This is a genomic window from Williamsia phyllosphaerae, from assembly GCF_014635305.1.
GTDB lineage: Bacteria > Actinomycetota > Actinomycetes > Mycobacteriales > Mycobacteriaceae > Williamsia_A > Williamsia_A phyllosphaerae.
The window spans coordinates 454562-472007 of sequence record NZ_BMCS01000003.1 but is presented as its reverse complement, the minus strand read 5'-3'; the positions used below and the strand labels follow the sequence as shown (position 1 = coordinate 472007).

Below are 17446 nucleotides of genomic sequence, written 5' to 3'. Positions count from 1 at the left end.
CCTAATCTGCCGGGCTCCCGCAGGTGAAGGCGACGCCTTCGCCGCAGTACGTGCAGCGTGTGCTCAGGCCTCGTCGAGCAGTTCGGAGGTGACCGCCGACTCGGTGTCCGGGATGCCGTCGGTGCGGGCCTTCTTGTCCGCCATCGACAGCAATCGGCGGATCCGGCCGGCGACCGCGTCCTTGGTCATCGGCGGATCGGCGAGCTGTCCCAGCTCCTCCAACGACGCCTGACGGTGGGTCACCCGCAGCCGCCCGGCCGCGACCAGGTGGTCGGGGACGGTGTCGCCGAGGATGTCGAGGGCGCGCTCCACCCGGGCGGCCGCGGCCACCGCGGCCCGCGCCGAGCGGCGCAGGTTCGCGTCGTCGAAGTTGGCGAGCCGGTTCGCCGTGGCCCGCACCTCGCGGCGCATCCGGCGTTCCTCCCACGTGAGGCGGGTGTCCTGTGCGCCCATGCGGGTCAGCAGGGCGCCGATGGCCTCACCATCGCGGATGACGACGCGGTCGGCCCCACGGACCTCCCTGGCCTTGGCCGAGACCCCCAGTCGCCGCGCGGCACCGACCAACGCCAGCGCGGCCTCGGGGCCAGGGCAACTGACCTCCAGGGCCGACGAGCGACCCGGTTCGGTGAGTGACCCGTGCGCGAGAAAGGCTCCACGCCAGGCGGCTTCGGCGTCGGCGACACCGCCGCCGACGACCTGCGCGGGCAGGCCGCGCACCGGACGACCCCGCATGTCCAGCAGACCGGTCTGGCGGGCCAGGGCCTCACCGTCCTTGGTGACGCGGACGATGTAGCGGGCGCTCTTGCGGATCCCTCCGCTGCGCAGGACATGGACCTCGGAGTTGTAGCCGTAGAGGTCGAAGATCTCCTTGCGGAGTCGGCGGGCGACGTTGCCGAGGTCGACCTCGGCCTCGACGACGACGCGTCCGGCGACGATGTGCAGGCCGCCCGCGAAGCGCAGTAACGCCGACACCTCGGCCTTGCGGCAACTCGTCTGAGTCACCACGAGCCGACTCAGCTCGTCCTTGACGGCTGCTGTCATCGCCACCGGTTGCTGTCCTCCTGCCGGGGGTCGCCCCCCAGACGCGTAGTTTCCTCGGCGCTCCGCCGACTCGTCGCTGCTCCCCCGTGATCGCGGGTGTCGACGACATCGCCCGTCGTGCTCGCGGCGGCGGGGCTACCCGAGCCGGTCTGCCGACGGCGGTCTGTCGACTGCCCCGACAGCGTAGCCATCGCCCTGTTCCTCGCACAGCGTAAGCACCATGGAGGCCAATTTCTCCGGATCGTGTACATGGGTGCCCGGCTGCGCGAGGTCACCCACGTGCAATCGGGCGCCGAAGAGCCCCGCGGCACGCTCGACGTGGTCGCGTTCCCGCCCCGCCGGGGCCGAACCGGCGTCGACGATGACGTCGTCGATGCGGAAGTCGTCTGCGTGGGCGTGCAGCACGTGCAGGTGCCGTTCGACCGAGAAACCGCTTGTCTCACCGGGTTCCGGCGCCAGGTTGACGAACAGCATCCGCCGGGCGGCGGTCGACTTGAGGGCGGCGAGCTGTTCGGGCACGAGCACGTGCGGGATGACGCTGGAGAACCACGATCCGGGTCCGAGCACCACGAGATCCGCGGCGGCGATCGCGTCGAGCGCCTCGGGGCAGGCGGGTGGATCGGGCGGGAGGAGGCGGACCCGGCGGACGGTACCCGGGGTCGTGGCGACGGCCACCTGCCCGGCGATGCTCCGGCTGATCCGCGGGTCGGCCTCGAGCCCGGAGACCTCGGCCTCGATGTTCAGCGGTACCGCCGACATGGGCAGCACCCGACCGGGAACGCCGAACAGCTCCATCACGGCGTCGAGCGCTGCGACCGGGTCACCGAGTTCCTCGGTGAGGCCCGCGAGCAGCAGGTTGCCCACCGGGTGTCCGGCCAGCGCGCCGCGTCCACCGAAACGGTGCTGCAGCAGCGTCACCCAACGGTCCCGGCCACCGGCCGGCTCGTGCTCGCCACCTGCTGACATCAGCGCGGCGATCGCCATCCGCAGATCGCCGGGCGGGATGACCCCGAGTTCCGAGCGCAGTCGGCCCGACGACCCGCCGTCGTCGGCGACCGTGACCACCGCGGTCACCTCGTCGCTGAGTCGACGCATGGCCGTCAGGGTCGCGTGTAGACCGTGTCCGCCGCCGAGTGCGACGATCTTGCCGACCCCGCGGCTCATTCGCGCCCCAGGTCGCGGTGGACCACCCGGACGGCGAACGCACGGCCCTCTGCGGTGTCGGGGACATCGGTCCCCGCGTCGGCGTCCGGGCCGTCCGCGGCGTCCGCGGTGGCGACCGAGAGCCGCGCCCGAAGCTGTTCGGCCATCGCCACGCTGCGGTGCTTGCCGCCGGTGCAGCCGACGGCGACGGTCATGTAGCGCTTGCCCTCTCGCTCGTACCCCCGTGCCGTGAGACGGATCACGCGTTCGAACGCGTCGAGGTAGTCCGATGCACCGGGCTGACCGAGGACGTAGTCCGAGACCGGCGACTCCAGGCCGTTGTGATCGCGCAGCTCAGGCACCCAGTACGGGTTGGGCAGGAAACGGACATCGGCGACGAGATCGGCGTCGATCGGCAGGCCGTACTTGAAACCGAACGACTGGAACGCGATCCGCACCTCGGTGGTCGACGGCTGGGCGAAGGCGTTGTCGACAATCCGTCGCAACGCGGTGACCGACAGGTCGGAGGTGTCGACGACCAGATCGGCCGTCTCCGACACCTTCGCGAGCACGGCGCGCTCTCGGGCGATCGCCTCGATCAGGGTCCCGTTGTCCTGCAGGGGATGTGAGCGTCGTACCTGCTCGAAACGACGCACCAGCGCGGCGTCGCCGGCGTCGAGGAACAGCAACCGCGGGTGCTGCCCGAGGGCCTCGAGCTCCTCTCGGACCTCGGACACCTCGGCACTGAACGACTCGGCGCCCGCCCGCATGACCATCGCCAGCCGGGTGATCGACGGGTCATCGCTCTGCGCCACTCCGACCATGCTGGTGATCAGCGACGCCGGGACGTTGTCGGCGACGTACCAGCCGAGGTCCTCGAGCAGCTTCGCCACCGTGCCGCGACCGGCTCCGGACATCCCGGTGACGAGCAGGACGTCGATCTGTCGTCCGGTCGTCGCACCGGGCACCATGTCGGTGTCGGTCGCGGGATCCCGGTCAGCCATCGCTGTTCCCATCTGTTCGCGGATCGTGTGTCCGTTCGGTCGATCCTGCCCCGTGCGGCTCCGGCGCATCGGACGAGGCCTCGACGACCGGACCGGCCAGGGCCATCTGCACGGCCTTCGCGGTGGACTGTCCGATCCCCGGCACGGTCGCGATCTCCTCGATCGACGCGTCCCGCAGCCGGGCGACCGAACCGAAGTGCGACACCAGTGCCGCCCGGCGGGTCTGGCCGAGCCCGGGTACGCCGTCGAGAACCGACGCCGTCATCCGCTTGCTGCGCTTGCTGCGGTGGAAGGTGATCGCGAACCGGTGTGCCTCGTCGCGGACCCGCTGCAGGAGGAACAACGCCTCGCTGGTGCGCGGGAAGATGACCGGGTCGTCGTCGTCGGGGACCCAGACCTCCTCGAGGCGTTTGGCCAACCCGATCACCGCGACATCGGTGACGCCGAGCTCGGACAACACCTGTGCCGCGGCCCGGACCTGCGGGCCGCCACCGTCGACGACGAACAGGTTCGGGGGGTACGCGAAGCGGCGGGGTCGGCCGGTCGCGGGATCGATCGACGCCTCGGGTGCGAGGTCGCCGCCGTTGTCGTCGGACGCGCCGGGCGCGGGTACCGGACCACTCTGGAGCACCACGCCGGGGTCCGGCTCCGCGTCGGAGCGATAGCGCAGGAACCGGCGCCGGGTCACCTCGGCGATCGATGCGACGTCGTCCGAACGTCCGTCACCCGCAGCCTCTTTGATCGCGTAGTGCCGGTAGTCGGACTTACGGGGCAGACCGTCCTCGAAGACGACCAGCGACGCGACGACGTCGGTGCCCTGCACGTGCGAGATGTCGATGCACTCGATTCGCAGCGGCGCGATGTCGAGTCCGAGGGTCTCCTGGATCTCGGTGAGGGCCGCCGATCGGGTCGTGAGGTCGCCTGCCCGCCGCAGTTTGTGCTGGGTCAGCGCCTCGCCCGCGTTGCGCTCGACGGTCTCGAACAACGCCTTCTTGTCGCCGCGCTGCGGCACGCGCAGATCGACGTTCGATCCGCGCAGCCCCGACAGCCACCGCGTGAACTCGGGCGCGTCCGGCGGCAGCACCGGAACCAGGACCTCGCGGGGTACCGGCTCGGCGCCCTCGTGGTCGGAGTCGACGCTGATCGTCGCGTCCTGGTCGACCTGGGCGCCGTAGAACTGGGTGAGGAATTGTCCCACCTGCTCGGCGAGGTCGGGGGTGTCGTCGTCGGAATCGGTGGTCGCGTTGAGCACGTCGGTACGTTCGACCACCCACCCGCGCTCACCGCGGACGCGACCGCCGCGGACGTGGAAGATCTGGACCGACACCTCGAGCTGATCGGCCACCATGGCGACCACGTCGGCGTCGGTGCCGTCGCCGAGGACGACCGCCTGCTTCTCCAGTGCGCGACGAAGCGCGCCGACGTCATCGCGCAGACGTGCGGCGCGCTCGAAGTCGAGATCGGCTGCCGCAGCGGCCATCTGATTGTCGAGGTGCTTGATCATCCGGTCGGTTCGGCCGGCGAGGAAGTCGCAGAAGTCCTGGACGATCTCGCGGTGTTCGACCGCGTCGACCCGTCCCACACACGGTGCGGCGCACTTGTCGATGTAGCCCAGCAGACACGGCCGGTCGATCTGCCGGTGGCGTTTGAAGACACCGGCCGAGCACGTCCGGGCCGGGAACACGCGGGTCAACAGATCCAGGGTCTCGCGGATGGCCCAGGCGTGCGAGTACGGGCCGAAATAGCGCACCCCCTTGCGCCGCGGTCCGCGGTAGACGAACAGCCGCGGGTACTCCTCGTTCAGCGTGACCGCGAGCATCGGGTAGGTCTTGTCGTCGCGGTAGCGGACGTTGAACCGCGGGTCGAACTCCTTGATCCAGTTGTATTCGAGCTGCAGCGCCTCGACCTCGGTACCGACCACAGTCCACTCGACGGATGCGGCGGTGGTGACCATCCGCCGGGTCCGCGGGTGCAGCGTGGACAGATCGGCGAAGTACGAGGTGAGTCGCGATCGGAGGTTCTTCGCCTTGCCGACGTAGATGACGCGGCCATAGGTGTCCCGGAACTTGTAGACGCCGGGATGGACCGGAATGCTCCCCGGCGCCGGGCGGTACGTGGTCGGATCGGGCACGCGTCCAGGTTAGTACGGCCCACAGACGGGCCCGACTTGTTAGCGTCGGCGGATGCAGCTGCACCCCCGCCCCGTCCGCAGCGTGGCCGTCCTCGCCGTCGCCGCCATCGCCCTGACCTCGGCCGCATGCGGCGACGACGGTTCCACCGCCGCCGGGCCCGATTCGGGGACGTGTACGAATGTGGCCAACGGGACACCGGTCGCGGCGGCGTCGGCGACCTCGGGGTCCCCGGCGAGCCGCGACATCGCCACCAATCCCGAAGTCGCCACCGGCTATCGGACGCTGATGACACCGGTACGTACCGGGTCGTACTCAGTGGTGACCGCGAACCCCCTCGCGACGAAGGCCGCCTGCGATGTCGTCCGCGACGGTGGCAGCGCCGCGGACGGGCTCGTCGCCGCGCAGGCCGTGCTCGGCCTGGTGGAGCCGCAGGCCACCGGGATCGGCGGAGGCGCGTTCCTCGTCTACTACGACGCGGCGTCGAGATCGGTGCAGGCCTACGACGGTCGCGAGACCGCACCGGCCGCGGCGACCGGCGACTATCTCCGCTACGTCAGCGACACCGATCGCACCGAACCCGTCCCCTCGGCGCGCGCGAGCGGGCGGTCCATCGGCACGCCGGGCGTGCTGCGGATGCTGGAGATGGCGCAGTCGGATCACGGCGTGAAGAAGTGGGGTGATCTGTTCTCCCCCGCGGTGCGGTTGGCCGACGACGGGTTCGCCATCAGCCCGCGCATGGCGGCCGCGATCGCCGACAGCAGTACCGATCTCCAGGCCGATCCGGAGGCGAAGGCCTACTTCCTCAACCCGGACGGGACCCCGAAGGCCGAGGGCACGACGCTGAACAACCCGGCGTACGCCAAATCGCTCGGCGCGATCGCGAGCGAGGGACCCGACGCGTTCTACACCGGTGCGATCGCCCGCGACATCGTCGCGAAGGTCGGTTCGACCGCCGGCGGGATGACGCCCGGACTGACCACCCTCGACGACCTGGCCGGCTACCGCGCCCGCAAACGGGAGTCGCTGTGCACCACCTACCGCAGTCACGTCCTGTGCGGCATGCCGCCACCGTCGTCCGGCGGCATCACCGTCGCCTCGGCCATGGGCATCCTGTCGAACTTCGACCTGGCCTCGATGGGTCCGCGTGAGAAGGACCGCAACGGCGGCGTGCCGAGCGCACAGGCGGTGCACCTGATCTCCGAGGCCGAGCGGCTCGCCTACGCCGATCGCGACAAGTACGTCGCCGACACCGATTTCGTTCCCCTGCCGGGCGGTTCACCCGCGGCGCTCACCGACCCCGCCTATCTGAAGAAGCGTGCCTCACTCATCGATCCGAACCGCTCGATGGGCGAGGCGCAGGCAGGCGACTTCGGGCCGGTGCCGGCGGGCGTGGTGCCGACCCCGGAGCACGGGACCAGCCAGATCGTGATCATCGACAAGAAGGGGGACGCGGCGTCGATGACGACGACGGTCGAGTCCGCGTTCGGGTCGTTCCACATGGTCGACGGGTTCATCCTGAACAACCAGCTCACCGACTTCTCCGCCACCCCGGTCGACGAATCCGGTGCGCCGGTGGCCAACCGGGTGGCGCCGGGCAAGCGACCGCGGAGCTCGATGTCGCCGACCCTGGTCTTCGACACCGCCGACGGCGGCCGCGGGGATCTGACGGCCGCGGTGGGCTCGCCCGGTGGGTCGGTGATCATCCAGTTCGTCATCAAGACCCTGGTCGGGATCCTCGACTGGGGCCTCGATCCGCAACAGGCGGTGTCAGGCGTCGACTTCGGCGCGGCCAACACCCCGACCACGAACGTCGGCGGAGAGCACCCCGACATCGACCCGACCGACAACGGTGACCGCGATCCGTTGGTCGCCGCGCTACGGAAGATGGGGCATCAGGTGTCGGTCGCCGACCAGTCGTCCGGACTGGCCGCGGTCGTCCGGGACGGCGACGGGTGGATCGGTGGAGCCGACCCCCGCCGCGAAGGCGAGGTCATGGGCGACACCCGCTGAGACACACCCGGCGTGGCTCCACGGAGCCCTCTAGGCGCGATATCTCTCGAGGAGTTCACGAACGGTGTCCATGGCCTCGACGGCGCGCAGGCCGTCGTTGGCCTGGATGGCCATCACCGGGACGTTTTCGTAGGCAGGCAGTTCGAGTCGGGCCCAGTGCCCCGAATCGGGATACCAGATGCCCTCGACGTCGGCCCAGTCGAAAACACGCTCCCCCAGGATGTTCCGCACCGCCACGCCCGAGCGGCCGACCCGGATCCGGGGCAACGTCAGGGTCATGATGGCGCCGCCGAGCACGACCCCGATCATCGCCAGACCGATCTGATCGGTAATTCGGAAGCGGACGCCGGTGTCGGACACACGCAACAGGATCCCCACGGCCACATGCGCGATGACGAACAACGCCGCCACGAACGTCGCGTAGCGCGCGGTGCGCCGACTCCGATAGACGAAGTCCCATTCGGTCGAGGTCGAGGCATCCATCGGGCGGGTCACCGGGGTGCGAGCTTCGCCAGCTCACCGAGGGTGATGGCCGAGGCCAGCGCCGCAGTGGCCGCCTGCGCGCCCTTGTCCTCGAATGAGTCCGGCAGACCGGCCCGGTCGAGCGCCTGCTGTTCGTTGAGCGTGGTGAGCACGCCGTTGCCCACCGGGGTGCTCTCGTCGAGCGAGACCCGGGTCAGTCCCGCGGTCACCGCGTCACAGACGTACTCGAAATGCGGAGTCTCACCACGGATGACGACACCGAGGGCCACCACCGCGTCGTGCGTCCGGGCCAGGGCCTGGACCACGACCGGGAGCTCGATCGCCCCGGCCACCCGCACCACCGTCGGCGACGCGATCTGGGCCGTCTCGGCGACGCGCAGGGCACCGTCGAGCAACGCGGTGCAGATGGTGGCGTGCCACTGCGACGCCACGATCGCCAGCGTCAGATCCGACGCGGCGGCGAGCTCGACGGTCGGTTCGCCCGCCCCGCTCACGCCGACGTCCCGCCGGCGTTGGCGGCCGAACCCGATCCGAGATCGTCGAGGCCGACGAGGTCATGGCCCATCCGGTCACGCTTCGTGCGCAGGTATCGCAGGTTCTCGGCGTTGGGACGGACCGGCATCGGGACCCGCTCGGTGATGTGGAGTCCGTATCCGTCGAGCCCGACCCGCTTGGCCGGGTTGTTGGTGAGCAGGCGCATGGAGCTGACGCCGAGATCGACGAGGATCTGCGCGCCGAGTCCGTAGTCGCGGGCGTCGGCGGGCAGACCGAGCTCGAGGTTCGCGTCGACCGTGTCCGACCCGCTGTCCTGGAGCTGGTAGGCCTGCAGCTTGTGCAGCAGGCCGATCCCACGGCCCTCGTGTCCACGCATGTAGAGCACGATGCCGCGACCCTCGGCGGCCACCATCTCCATCGCCGCATCGAGCTGCGGCCCACAATCGCACCGCAGCGAGCCGAAGACGTCACCGGTCAGACACTCCGAGTGCACGCGCACCAGGACGTCGTTGCCCTCGCCGTCGGGTCCGGGGATGTCGCCGAGGACGAGCGCGATGTGCTCGACCTCGTCGTAGATGCTGGTGTAGCCGACGGCGCGGAAGGTGCCGTGCCCGGTCGGGATACGCGCGTCGGCCACCCGCACGACGTGCTTCTCGTGTCGCCGCCGCCACGAGATGAGGTCGGCGATCGAGATCAGCGCGAGGTCGTGTTCGTCGGCGAAGACCCGCAGTTCGTCGGTCTGGGCCATCGCGCCGACGTCCTTCTGGCTGACGATCTCGCAGATGACGCCCGCGGGCGCCAGGTCGGCCATCCGGGCGAGGTCGACCGCGGCCTCGGTGTGGCCGGGACGCCGCAGCACCCCGCCCTCCTTGGCGCGCAACGGGACGACGTGGCCGGGTCGGGTGAAGTCGCCCGCGGTGCTCTCCGACGAGGCGAGCAGACGCATGGTCGCGGCCCGGTCCGAGGCGCTGATGCCGGTGCCGATGCCTTCGCGGGCGTCGACGGTGACGGTGTAGGCGGTCCCGTGCTTGTCCTGGTTGACCGAGTACATCGGCGGCAGGCCGAGGCGGTCGCAGTCGGCACCGTCGAGCGGCACACACAGATAACCCGAGGTGTACCGGACCATGAACGCGACCAGTTCGGGGGTCGCCTTCTCGGCGGCGAAGATCAGATCGCCCTCGTTCTCGCGGTCCTCGTCGTCGACCACGACGACGGCCTTGCCCGCTGCGATGTCGGCGACTGCGCGCTCGACGGTGTCGAAGATCGTCACGATGCAACCTCGTCGTTCTGGTGGGGGTCGGTGGAGTGGTTCTGGGTCGCCGTGAGCCGCTCGACGTATTTGGCGATCACGTCGACCTCGAGGTTCACCACGGTGTCGACGGTCACGGTGCCGAGCGTGGTCATCGACAGGGTGGTCGGGATCAGCGAGATCTCGAACCACGACAACTCCGCTCCGGGCTCGGATATGCCCGAGACGGTCAGGGAGACACCGTCGACGGTGATCGATCCCTTCTCCACGATGTAGCGAGAGGTGGCGGCGTCGATGCCGATGCGGATGACCGTCCAGTTCTCCGACGGGTCGACCGACACCACATGACCGACGCCGTCGACGTGGCCCTGCACGATGTGACCGCCGAATCGCCCGCCCGCGGCCATGGCCCGCTCCAGGTTGACTGGCGCACCGGCATCCAGCGACGCGAGGCTGCTGCGGCGCAGGGTCTCGGCCATCACGTCGACGGTGAAGTCGTCGGGGGTGGGCTGGTCGACCACGGTCAGGCACACGCCGTTGACGGAGATCGAGTCCCCGTGTCCGGCGTCGCTGGTGACCAGGGGGCCGCGCACGGTGAATCGCGCCGCATCCACGAGGTCTTCGCGCGCGACGACGGTCCCGCGCTCTTCGACAATTCCGGTGAACACCAATGCTCCTCGAGTCGTCACGACTCAGGGCGATACGAACGCGGAATCCACCGCGGTGCGTTCTCTCTCATCCGGACTATGACCGTCGGCTCCGGAGTCACACCGGATCTGCTGACCCCGTCCCTCCGACCGGTCGGTCGGTGGTCCGGGCGCTCGCGGGCTTCGCCGATTTCTCGTCGTCACCGCCGGTGGGGAATCACACCCCGCCCTGAGAACTTCTGATATCGACGCTAGCACAGCGCGCACTGCGCACCGCGCGCCCTCGACCGGCGAAAACGCCGGTCAGGGGGTTGAGGTCAGGGTGAGCAGAACGTCATCACCCAGGATCTCCACGCCGGAACGGACGAAACGGTGCGCGTCGGTCAACGTCTGCACCGATCGGTCGTCGACCGCGGCGGCCCCGGCCCCCAGGATGGTCGGCGCGAGATAGACCTGGACGCGGTCGACGAGACCCGCGGCGAAGAACGCGCCCAGGATGGTCGGCCCTCCCTCGACCTGCACGTGCAGTGCGTCGTCGAGGGCCCGAAGGACCGCTGCGGGATCATGACCGGGGACGATGACGGTCGGAGCGTCGGGGCCCAAAATGCGCGCGCCGGGCGGGATGGGCCGGTCGCCCAGGACCACCCGGACCGGCTGGTGATCGCGCAGAGTTCCGTCGGGTAATCGCGCGGTCAGCGTCGGGTCGTCGCGCAGGACCGTGCCGGTGCCCACCACGATCGCGTCGAGTTCGCCGCGATCGACATGGACTCGCTTGCGTGCCTCGGAGCCGGTGATCCACTGACTGGTCCCGTCCGGTGCCGCGATGCGCCCGTCCAGGGTCGCCGCGATCTTGGCCGTCACGTGCGGTCGGCCCATCCGCTGCCGGAACAGCCACTCCCGCAACGGGCCACGCGAGACGTCATCGTCCAGCAACCCCGCCTCGACCTGCACCCCGGCGCCGCGCAGTGTCGTCGCTCCCCCGCCCGCACCGGGATTCGGGTCGTCCACCGCGTAGACGACGCGCGTCACGCCCGCGGCGAGCAGCGCCCGCGTACACGGACCGGTGCGTCCGGTGTGATCGCACGGCTCGAGGGTCACCACCGCCGTGGCGCCCCGGGCGCGGTCGCCCGCGTCGCGCAGGGCCATGACCTCGGCGTGCGGTCCGCCGACGGGTTGGGTGTGTCCACGTCCGACCAGTTGGCCCGCGTCGTCGACGATGACCGCTCCGACCGGCGGATTGGGTGAGCTGTGTCCCCGCGCCCGCAGTGATTCGGCGATGGCCTCGCGCATCGCCGCCTCGTGGCGTCGTGGCCCGCCGGTGGTCATCCTCAGCCGCGCGCCGCGAGCGCCTGCGCGCGCAGTTTCGACACCGCGAGAGCGGGATCGGCGGCGCCGTAGACCGCGGAACCGGCCACGAAGCAGTCGACCCCGGCCTCGGCGGCCTGTTCGATGGTGTCCGCGTTGATGCCGCCGTCGATCTCCACGAGCAGTCGCAGGGCACCGGAGTCGATCCGACGGCGGATGGTGCGGACCTTCTCGAGCACCTCGGGCATGAAGGACTGACCACCGAAGCCGGGCTCCACACTCATCACCAGCAGCGTGTCGAACTCGGCGAGGATCTCCAGGTACGGCTCGAGGTCGGTACCCGGCTTGAGACTCAGACCCGCCTTCGCCCCAGCGGCGCGGATGTCCTTGGCGACGGCGATCGGATCGTCGGTGGCCTCGGCGTGGAAGGTGACGTTGTGGGCGCCGGCCTCGGCGTACGGCGGCGCCCACCGAGCCGGGTCCTCGATCATGAGGTGGCAGTCGATCGGGATCTCGGTGGCCTTGAGCAGGCTCTGCACCACGGGCAGCCCCAGGGTGAGGTTCGGGACGAAGTGCGCGTCCATCACGTCGACGTGCAGCCAGTCGGAGTCGCCGACCGAGTTGGCCTCGGCGGCCAGGTTGGCGAAGTCGGCGGAGAGGATGGACGGCGCGATCATCGGCTGGGCCGGACGGTCGGAAGACATGGCGGGAAGTCTATGCATCGACCCCGCGCCGAAGCCCACCCCCGCGTGTCCGCGCCGTGTCCCCCCGCTGTGTCACGGTCGGGTCAGCGCCGCCAGGAACATCGCGTCGGTGCCGTGGACGTGCGGCCAGAGCTGCACGTAGGGACCGTCTCCGAGGTCGTCGACCGGCACCAGGGGCCGAGCATCGAGGGTGCGAGCCAGTCCGTCGGCGACCACCGACTCGACTACGCCGACGGTCTCGGCCGGGTGCGGTGAGCAGGTCGAGTAGACGACCACACCACCGGGCCGCACGAGTTCCAGTGCGGCGACGAGCAGTTGGCGTTGCAGCGCCACGAGTTCGGGAACGTCGGACGGCGTGCGTCGCCAGCGGGCCTCCGGGCGTCGACGCAGCGAGCCCAGTCCGGTGCACGGGGCGTCGACGAGGACACGGTCGTATCCGGTGCTCAGGCCGCTGTCGCGGCCGTCGGCGACGTGCACGGTGACCGGCAGACCCTTCACCGATGTCCGGACCAGTTCGGCACGGTGCTCGGAGGGTTCGACGGCGTCGAGGGCGGCGGCGTCGATCTCGGCGAGGGCGCCCATCATGGCGGCCTTGCCGCCGGGACCGGCACACAGGTCGAGCCAGCGCCCGGTGTCGTCCCCCTCCAGGGGCGCGACGGTGACCGCGCGGGCCACCAGTTGGCTGCCCTCGTCCTGGACGCCTGCCATCCCGTCGCGGACGGCGTCGAGCTTGCCGGGGTCGCCGCCGGGCAGGTAGACGCAGTACGGCGAGAACGCCCCGACCTCTCCCCCGGTCGCCAGCGCGAGTTCTTCGGCGCTGATCAGACCCGGACGTGCGGCGAGGTGCACGATCGGTCGTTCGTCGTCGGCCGCGAGCGCCGACTGCAGCTCACCGGCGCGGACCCCACCGTCCGGACCGGCCAGGGCGTCGGCGAACACCTGGGCGATCCAGCGCGGGTGGGCGTACCGGAAGGCCAGGTGACCGACCACGTCGTCGGCCATCGACGGTGCGAGTTCGTCGGTCCAGAGTTCCTCGTCGCGCTGGGAGATCTTGCGCAGCACCGCGTTGCAGAACCCGGCCGGGCCCTGACCCGCCTCGCTGCGGATCAGGTCGACCGAGGTCGACACCGCCGCGTGGGCGCCGATGCGGGTGCGCAGCAGCTGATACGCGCCGAGCCGGAGGACGTCGAGTACCGGCCCGTCGATCTCGTCGACCGCCCGACCTGCCGCCGACGCGATGATCGCGTCGAGCACCCCGGTCGCCCGGCACGTGCCGTAGGCGAGTTCGGTGGCCAGCGCGGCGTCGCGGCCGGTGATGCCCCGCTCGCGGAGAAGTTTGGGCAGCACGAGGTTCGCGTAGGAATCCCGCTCGCGCACCGCGCGCAGCACGTCGCGCGCAGCCTTGCGGACCGGGTCGACGGCCTTGTCCCGAATGTGTGCCGGGCGAGTCATCGGACCCCACCGCCGACCGGTCCGGACTGCAGAGCGAACGCACAGTCGTGGTAAATCATGAGAGCACCGCGCCGGTGTCGAGATGTGCGCCGCGGGCCCAGTCGGCTGCGGCCATCGGCTTCTTCCCGGGGGGTTGCACCGTGCTCAGCCGGACCGGCGCGGAACCGGTCCCCACCAGGACAGACTTCTTCGACACCGCGAGCTCGCCCGCGGGCAGCGGTTCATCGTCGGTCATGGTGACCGGGCCGATCTTCAAACGGACTTCTCCCAACTCGGTCCAGCTTCCGGGAGCCGGTGTGGCCGAACGAATCTGGCGGTCGACGATGTGTGCGGGACGATCCCAGCGGACGCGCGCGTCGGCGACATCGACCTTGGGGGCGAGGCTGACCCCGTCCGAGGGCTGCGGCACCCCGACGAGCTCACCGCGCTCGATCCCGTCGAGGGTCGAGACCAGCAGGTGCGATCCGTGTTCGGCCAGTCGATCGAGGAGATCACCACTGGTGTCGGTGGGTCGGATCCGTTCGGTGAGCGTGCCGAACACCGGGCCGGTGTCGAGGCCGGCCTCGATCTGAAAGGTGCTGGCGCCGGTGATCTCGTCGCCCGCGGCGATGGCCGCCTGGACCGGGGCGGCGCCGCGCCAGGCCGGCAGCAGCGAGAAGTGCAGGTTGATCCATCCGTGCTGCGGCAGGTCGAGCAGCGCCTTCGGTACCAACGCACCGTAGGCGACGACCGCGCAGCAGTCCGGCGCCCATGCGGTCAGCGTCGCGACCGCCTCCGGCTCGGACAGCCGACGTGGCGTGATCACCTCGACGCCCGCCCCGTCGGCCAACGTTCCCACCGGTGACCGCAGGACCTTGCGACCACGGCCGGACTCGGCGTCGGGGCGGGTGATGACACCGACGACCTCGTGATCGGGTGAGTCGATCAGACGCCGCAGCGATGCCACCGCAGGTTCCGGCGTCCCGGCGAACACGATCCTCACAGTGTCATCTCGCAGGGCCCGCTCTCGCTCCGAGCCTCGCTCCGCTCGATTCTCACTCGGCGACCCTGCTGGGCGTCATACCGGCCTCGTCGGGCTCGTGTACCCACGTCGTCGGGTACGCGCCGGGGTCGTCGCTGCTGGTGACACCCGCGGCGAACCACTCCGATTCCCGGACCGCGCGCATCGCGCCCTTGCGGATCGTGGGCTCGAGGCGCTGCAGGAAGAGCACACCGTCGAGATGGTCGGTCTCGTGCTGGATCGCGCGGGCGACGATGTCCTCGGCGGTGAAGTGCAGCGGGACGCCGTCGCGGTTGACGCCGCTGACCGTCACGACCGCCGCACGGGTGCAGGACGCCTGGATCCCCGGGATCGACAGGCAGCCCTCCGGACCGGTCTGGGTGTCGTCGCCCTCGACCGTGAAGACCGGGTTGACGATGTGTCCGCGCATCCCCCCGCAGTTGAAGACGAAGACCCGGGACTCGACACCGATCTGCGTCGCGGCGAGGCCCGCACCGTTGTGCCGGTCCATGGTCTCGAACATGTCGTCGATCAGGCGACCGAGCTCGGGACCGAAGTCGGTGACCTCAGCCGCGCGGGTGCGCAGCACCGGATCACCGAACAACCGGATGGGCACCACCGACACGTCTGCGTCCTCTCGTCCTGCCCGGCACCGTGGTGCACCGGGGCGCGTACGAGTCTATGGGCTCGTCCGGCCGCGGATCGACGCCGATCGTCCCGCTGCCGACGTCAGCCGATCGTCGGCGGGTCGACCTGCACCCGTAACGCCCCGGCATCGTGGTGGGTGGTGCGCGCGATCTGCGCGTCCCGCAGCGCACGGACCAGCTCCCGCCCCTCGGAACGGTTGACGCGTAACAGGATCCGCGCGATGTCACCACCGTCGCCTGCGCGGTCGCTGCCCGCCGGTGGCCGGGCGTCGGGCGGGAGGTCGACCGGTCCGAGCACCTCGCCGGTCGTGGGCAGGGCCACCGAGTCCGCGAACGCGGCGATCGACGTCGCCGTTCCGTCCACCGACGCCATCGTCACCGCGGGGGGCAGTCCGAGCTCGGCGCGCTGTGCGACCTCGTCCTTCGCGAAACCGACCGCGTCGAACCTGATGGCGGCCTGCACCACCGGGATCCCGGCGTCGGCCACGATGACTGCGGTCCCGCTGTCGGCCGCCGAACGGACCAGGGTGATCGCGGCGAACCAGCGGCGCAGGGTCTGCTCGCCGGCACGGAGATCGGGCCGGTCCATCTGCGCCCAGGTGTCGAGCAGCACCGCGGCGCCGTACCCGCCCTCGGCGACCGGTTCGGCCCCCGGGGTCGAGACGACCACGCGCGCACCGGCGGGGACGGTGTCGACCATGTGGTCGCCACCGGAGGTGATCACCGGCACACCCGAGAACGCCTTGCCCAGTTCCTCGGCGGTGCGTCGCGAACCGGAGGTGAGGGCGCGCAGGTGGGTGTCGCCGCACTCGGCACACCGGAAGGACGACTCGTGATGTCCGCACCATCGGCAGGTGATACGCACGGGTTCGCCGCGGGCGGTGGGACCGTCGGCGTACATCGGTCCGCGGCAGCGCCGACAGCGGACGCGGGTGCGGCAGCGTTCGCAGGCCAGCGACGGGTGATAGCCGCGTCGCGGCACACTGATCAGCACCGGCGTCTGCGCGGCCAGCGCGGCACGGGCGGCGTCGAAGGCGATCTCCGGGATGCGCACGATCCGGGCGTTGGGGTCGCGGGCGACGCGGCGGTCCTCGTCGCTGATCGCGAGTATCCGCGGCGCATGGGCGCGGACCGTCGCCCGGTCGGCGACGAGGTCGTGCATCCAGCCGGAGTCGACGAGGGTCTGTGTCTCGGCGGTACGGGTCAGACCGCCGATCACGAGTGCGCACCCGCTCTCCGCGGCGCGCAGGACGGCCACCTCCCGCGGGTGCGGGTAGGGCGCGCGGGGTTCGGTGAGGCTGTCGTCGCCGTCGTCCCAGACGACCATCAGCCCGAGGCGGTGGACGGGGGCGAAGGCGGTGCTGCGGGTGCCGACGACGACCATGGCCGTCCCGCGCAGCACCCGCAACCACCGGCGGTAGCGCGCGGCGGGCCCGAGACCGGCCGACAGTGCGACGACGGTGTCGCCGAGGACCTCGCGGCATGCCCGCTCGACGCGGTCGAGGTCGCGTTGGTCGGGGACCACGATCAGGACGCCGTGCCCGGAGCGCACCGCGTGGGTGGCCAGCTCGGCCAGTCGCAGCGACCAGTCCTCGCCCGGCAGGGCCTGCCAGGCGGCTCGGCCGGGCCCGCCGGCACCGACCACACCGGTGAAGGACTCGGCGTTGCGGTAGCGGGCCCACCCGGCGGGATCGGGCGCATCGGGGATCGTCTCGGGTGCCACCGTGGTGTCCGTGGTGGTGTCGGGAGCCTGTTCGGTCCGGCCGTGCCGCGGGGGGATGGCCAGACGCAGGACGTCGGTCATGGTGCCCGCGTACCGGTCGGCGACCGCGCGGCAGAGGGCCGCGACCTCGGGGGTCAGTACGGGTTCGGGCGAGACCACCCGATCGAGCCACCCCAACTTGCCCGGGTGCTCACTCGCCTCGAGGCGGTCGAGGACGAAACCGTCGACGAGGCGCCCGGAGAACCGGACTCGTACGCGGGCGCCGGGGACGGCGGCCTCGTCCTGATCGGCGTCGACCTGGTAGTCGAACGGCCGATCGAGGTGGGCGAGACCCAACATGGGCAACACGGACGCCACCGGCCGATGAGCAGCGGGCGTGCGTGTGGCAGCGCGTGCGCTCATCGATCGGTG

At 70.8% G+C, this 17446-nt stretch carries 15 protein-coding genes and 1 riboswitch; of the genes, 1 reads left to right on the top strand and 14 read right to left on the bottom strand.

The genetic code is table 11. The features are described from left to right. Window positions 1-63: 63 nt before the first annotated feature. From whiA to uvrC, 4 genes are all read right to left on the bottom strand, one after another. Entirely contained in the window at window positions 64-1041 is a 978-nt protein-coding gene (whiA, locus tag IEV93_RS20745) for a DNA-binding protein WhiA (RefSeq protein WP_188492554.1), read from the bottom strand. A gap of 135 nt (window positions 1042-1176) precedes the next feature. Next, complete coding sequence (locus IEV93_RS20740; protein ID WP_188492552.1) at window positions 1177-2205, bottom strand: gluconeogenesis factor YvcK family protein; 1029 nt, start codon at window positions 2203-2205, stop codon at window positions 1177-1179. Then, the gene (gene rapZ / locus IEV93_RS20735; RefSeq protein WP_371873878.1) at window positions 2202-3188 is read right to left on the bottom strand and encodes an RNase adapter RapZ; all 987 of its coding nucleotides are present in this window, start codon (window positions 3186-3188) and stop codon (window positions 2202-2204) included. The genes IEV93_RS20740 and rapZ overlap by 4 nt, the downstream gene beginning before the upstream one ends. Continuing rightward, window positions 3181-5319: an excinuclease ABC subunit UvrC gene (gene uvrC / locus IEV93_RS20730; protein WP_188492550.1), complete on the bottom strand. Its 2139-nt coding sequence runs from the start codon at window positions 5317-5319 to the stop codon at window positions 3181-3183. Before uvrC ends, rapZ begins: the two co-directional genes overlap by 8 nt. Window positions 5320-5371: 52 nt before the next feature. Here uvrC and IEV93_RS20725 point away from each other — a divergent pair, with 52 nt between their 5' ends. Continuing rightward, window positions 5372-7330, top strand: coding sequence for a gamma-glutamyltransferase family protein (locus IEV93_RS20725; RefSeq protein WP_188492548.1), 1959 nt, complete (start codon window positions 5372-5374; stop codon window positions 7328-7330). 30 nt (window positions 7331-7360) lie between these two features. Here IEV93_RS20725 and IEV93_RS20720 read toward each other — a convergent pair whose 3' ends face one another. From IEV93_RS20720 to IEV93_RS20675, 10 genes are all read right to left on the bottom strand, one after another. Then, window positions 7361-7813, bottom strand: coding sequence for a PH domain-containing protein (locus IEV93_RS20720; protein WP_188492546.1), 453 nt, complete (start codon window positions 7811-7813; stop codon window positions 7361-7363). An 8-nt stretch (window positions 7814-7821) separates the two neighbouring features. Beyond that, window positions 7822-8307, bottom strand: a complete 486-nt coding sequence (ribH, locus tag IEV93_RS20715; protein ID WP_188492544.1) for a 6,7-dimethyl-8-ribityllumazine synthase — start codon at window positions 8305-8307, stop codon at window positions 7822-7824. Beyond that, entirely contained in the window at window positions 8304-9578 is a 1275-nt protein-coding gene (locus IEV93_RS20710; protein ID WP_188492542.1) for a bifunctional 3,4-dihydroxy-2-butanone-4-phosphate synthase/GTP cyclohydrolase II, read from the bottom strand. Before IEV93_RS20710 ends, ribH begins: the two co-directional genes overlap by 4 nt. Then, window positions 9575-10225: a riboflavin synthase gene (locus IEV93_RS20705; protein WP_188492540.1), complete on the bottom strand. Its 651-nt coding sequence runs from the start codon at window positions 10223-10225 to the stop codon at window positions 9575-9577. The genes IEV93_RS20710 and IEV93_RS20705 overlap by 4 nt, the downstream gene beginning before the upstream one ends. 55 nt (window positions 10226-10280) lie before the next feature. Continuing rightward, a riboswitch (FMN riboswitch) is annotated at window positions 10281-10445 on the bottom strand. A gap of 62 nt (window positions 10446-10507) precedes the next feature. Continuing rightward, window positions 10508-11530 (bottom strand): bifunctional diaminohydroxyphosphoribosylaminopyrimidine deaminase/5-amino-6-(5-phosphoribosylamino)uracil reductase RibD, encoded by a 1023-nt coding sequence (gene ribD, locus IEV93_RS20700; RefSeq protein ID WP_229705368.1) that lies wholly within the window; start codon window positions 11528-11530, stop codon window positions 10508-10510. A gap of 2 nt (window positions 11531-11532) precedes the next feature. Beyond that, window positions 11533-12213 carry a ribulose-phosphate 3-epimerase gene (rpe, locus tag IEV93_RS20695; protein ID WP_188492537.1) on the bottom strand — a complete coding sequence of 227 codons (681 nt, stop codon included), beginning with the start codon at window positions 12211-12213 and terminating at the stop codon, window positions 11533-11535. A 72-nt stretch (window positions 12214-12285) separates the two neighbouring features. Further along, entirely contained in the window at window positions 12286-13665 is a 1380-nt protein-coding gene (locus tag IEV93_RS20690) for an RsmB/NOP family class I SAM-dependent RNA methyltransferase (protein ID WP_188492535.1), read from the bottom strand. A 55-nt stretch (window positions 13666-13720) separates the two neighbouring features. Continuing rightward, window positions 13721-14647: a methionyl-tRNA formyltransferase gene (gene fmt / locus IEV93_RS20685; protein WP_188492533.1), complete on the bottom strand. Its 927-nt coding sequence runs from the start codon at window positions 14645-14647 to the stop codon at window positions 13721-13723. Window positions 14648-14699: 52 nt separating this feature from the next. Further along, window positions 14700-15290, bottom strand: coding sequence for a peptide deformylase (gene def, locus IEV93_RS20680; protein ID WP_188492531.1), 591 nt, complete (start codon window positions 15288-15290; stop codon window positions 14700-14702). 104 nt (window positions 15291-15394) lie between these two features. Next, the gene (locus IEV93_RS20675) at window positions 15395-17437 is read right to left on the bottom strand and encodes a primosomal protein N' (protein ID WP_188492529.1); all 2043 of its coding nucleotides are present in this window, start codon (window positions 17435-17437) and stop codon (window positions 15395-15397) included. Window positions 17438-17446 lie beyond the last annotated feature (9 nt).

Coding starts and splice junctions, on each gene's coding strand:
- whiA (WP_188492554.1), bottom strand. CDS start 1,041: ATGACAGCAGCCGTCAAGGACGAGCTGAGTCGGCTCGTGGTGACTCAG.
- IEV93_RS20740 (WP_188492552.1), bottom strand. CDS start 2,205: ATGAGCCGCGGGGTCGGCAAGATCGTCGCACTCGGCGGCGGACACGGT.
- rapZ (WP_371873878.1), bottom strand. CDS start 3,188: ATGGCTGACCGGGATCCCGCGACCGACACCGACATGGTGCCCGGTGCG.
- IEV93_RS20725 (WP_188492548.1), top strand. CDS start 5,372: ATGCAGCTGCACCCCCGCCCCGTCCGCAGCGTGGCCGTCCTCGCCGTC.
- IEV93_RS20720 (WP_188492546.1), bottom strand. CDS start 7,813: ATGGATGCCTCGACCTCGACCGAATGGGACTTCGTCTATCGGAGTCGG.
- ribD (WP_229705368.1), bottom strand. CDS start 11,530: ATGACCACCGGCGGGCCACGACGCCACGAGGCGGCGATGCGCGAGGCC.
- rpe (WP_188492537.1), bottom strand. CDS start 12,213: ATGTCTTCCGACCGTCCGGCCCAGCCGATGATCGCGCCGTCCATCCTC.
- IEV93_RS20690 (WP_188492535.1), bottom strand. CDS start 13,665: ATGACTCGCCCGGCACACATTCGGGACAAGGCCGTCGACCCGGTCCGC.
- IEV93_RS20675 (WP_188492529.1), bottom strand. CDS start 17,437: ATGAGCGCACGCGCTGCCACACGCACGCCCGCTGCTCATCGGCCGGTG.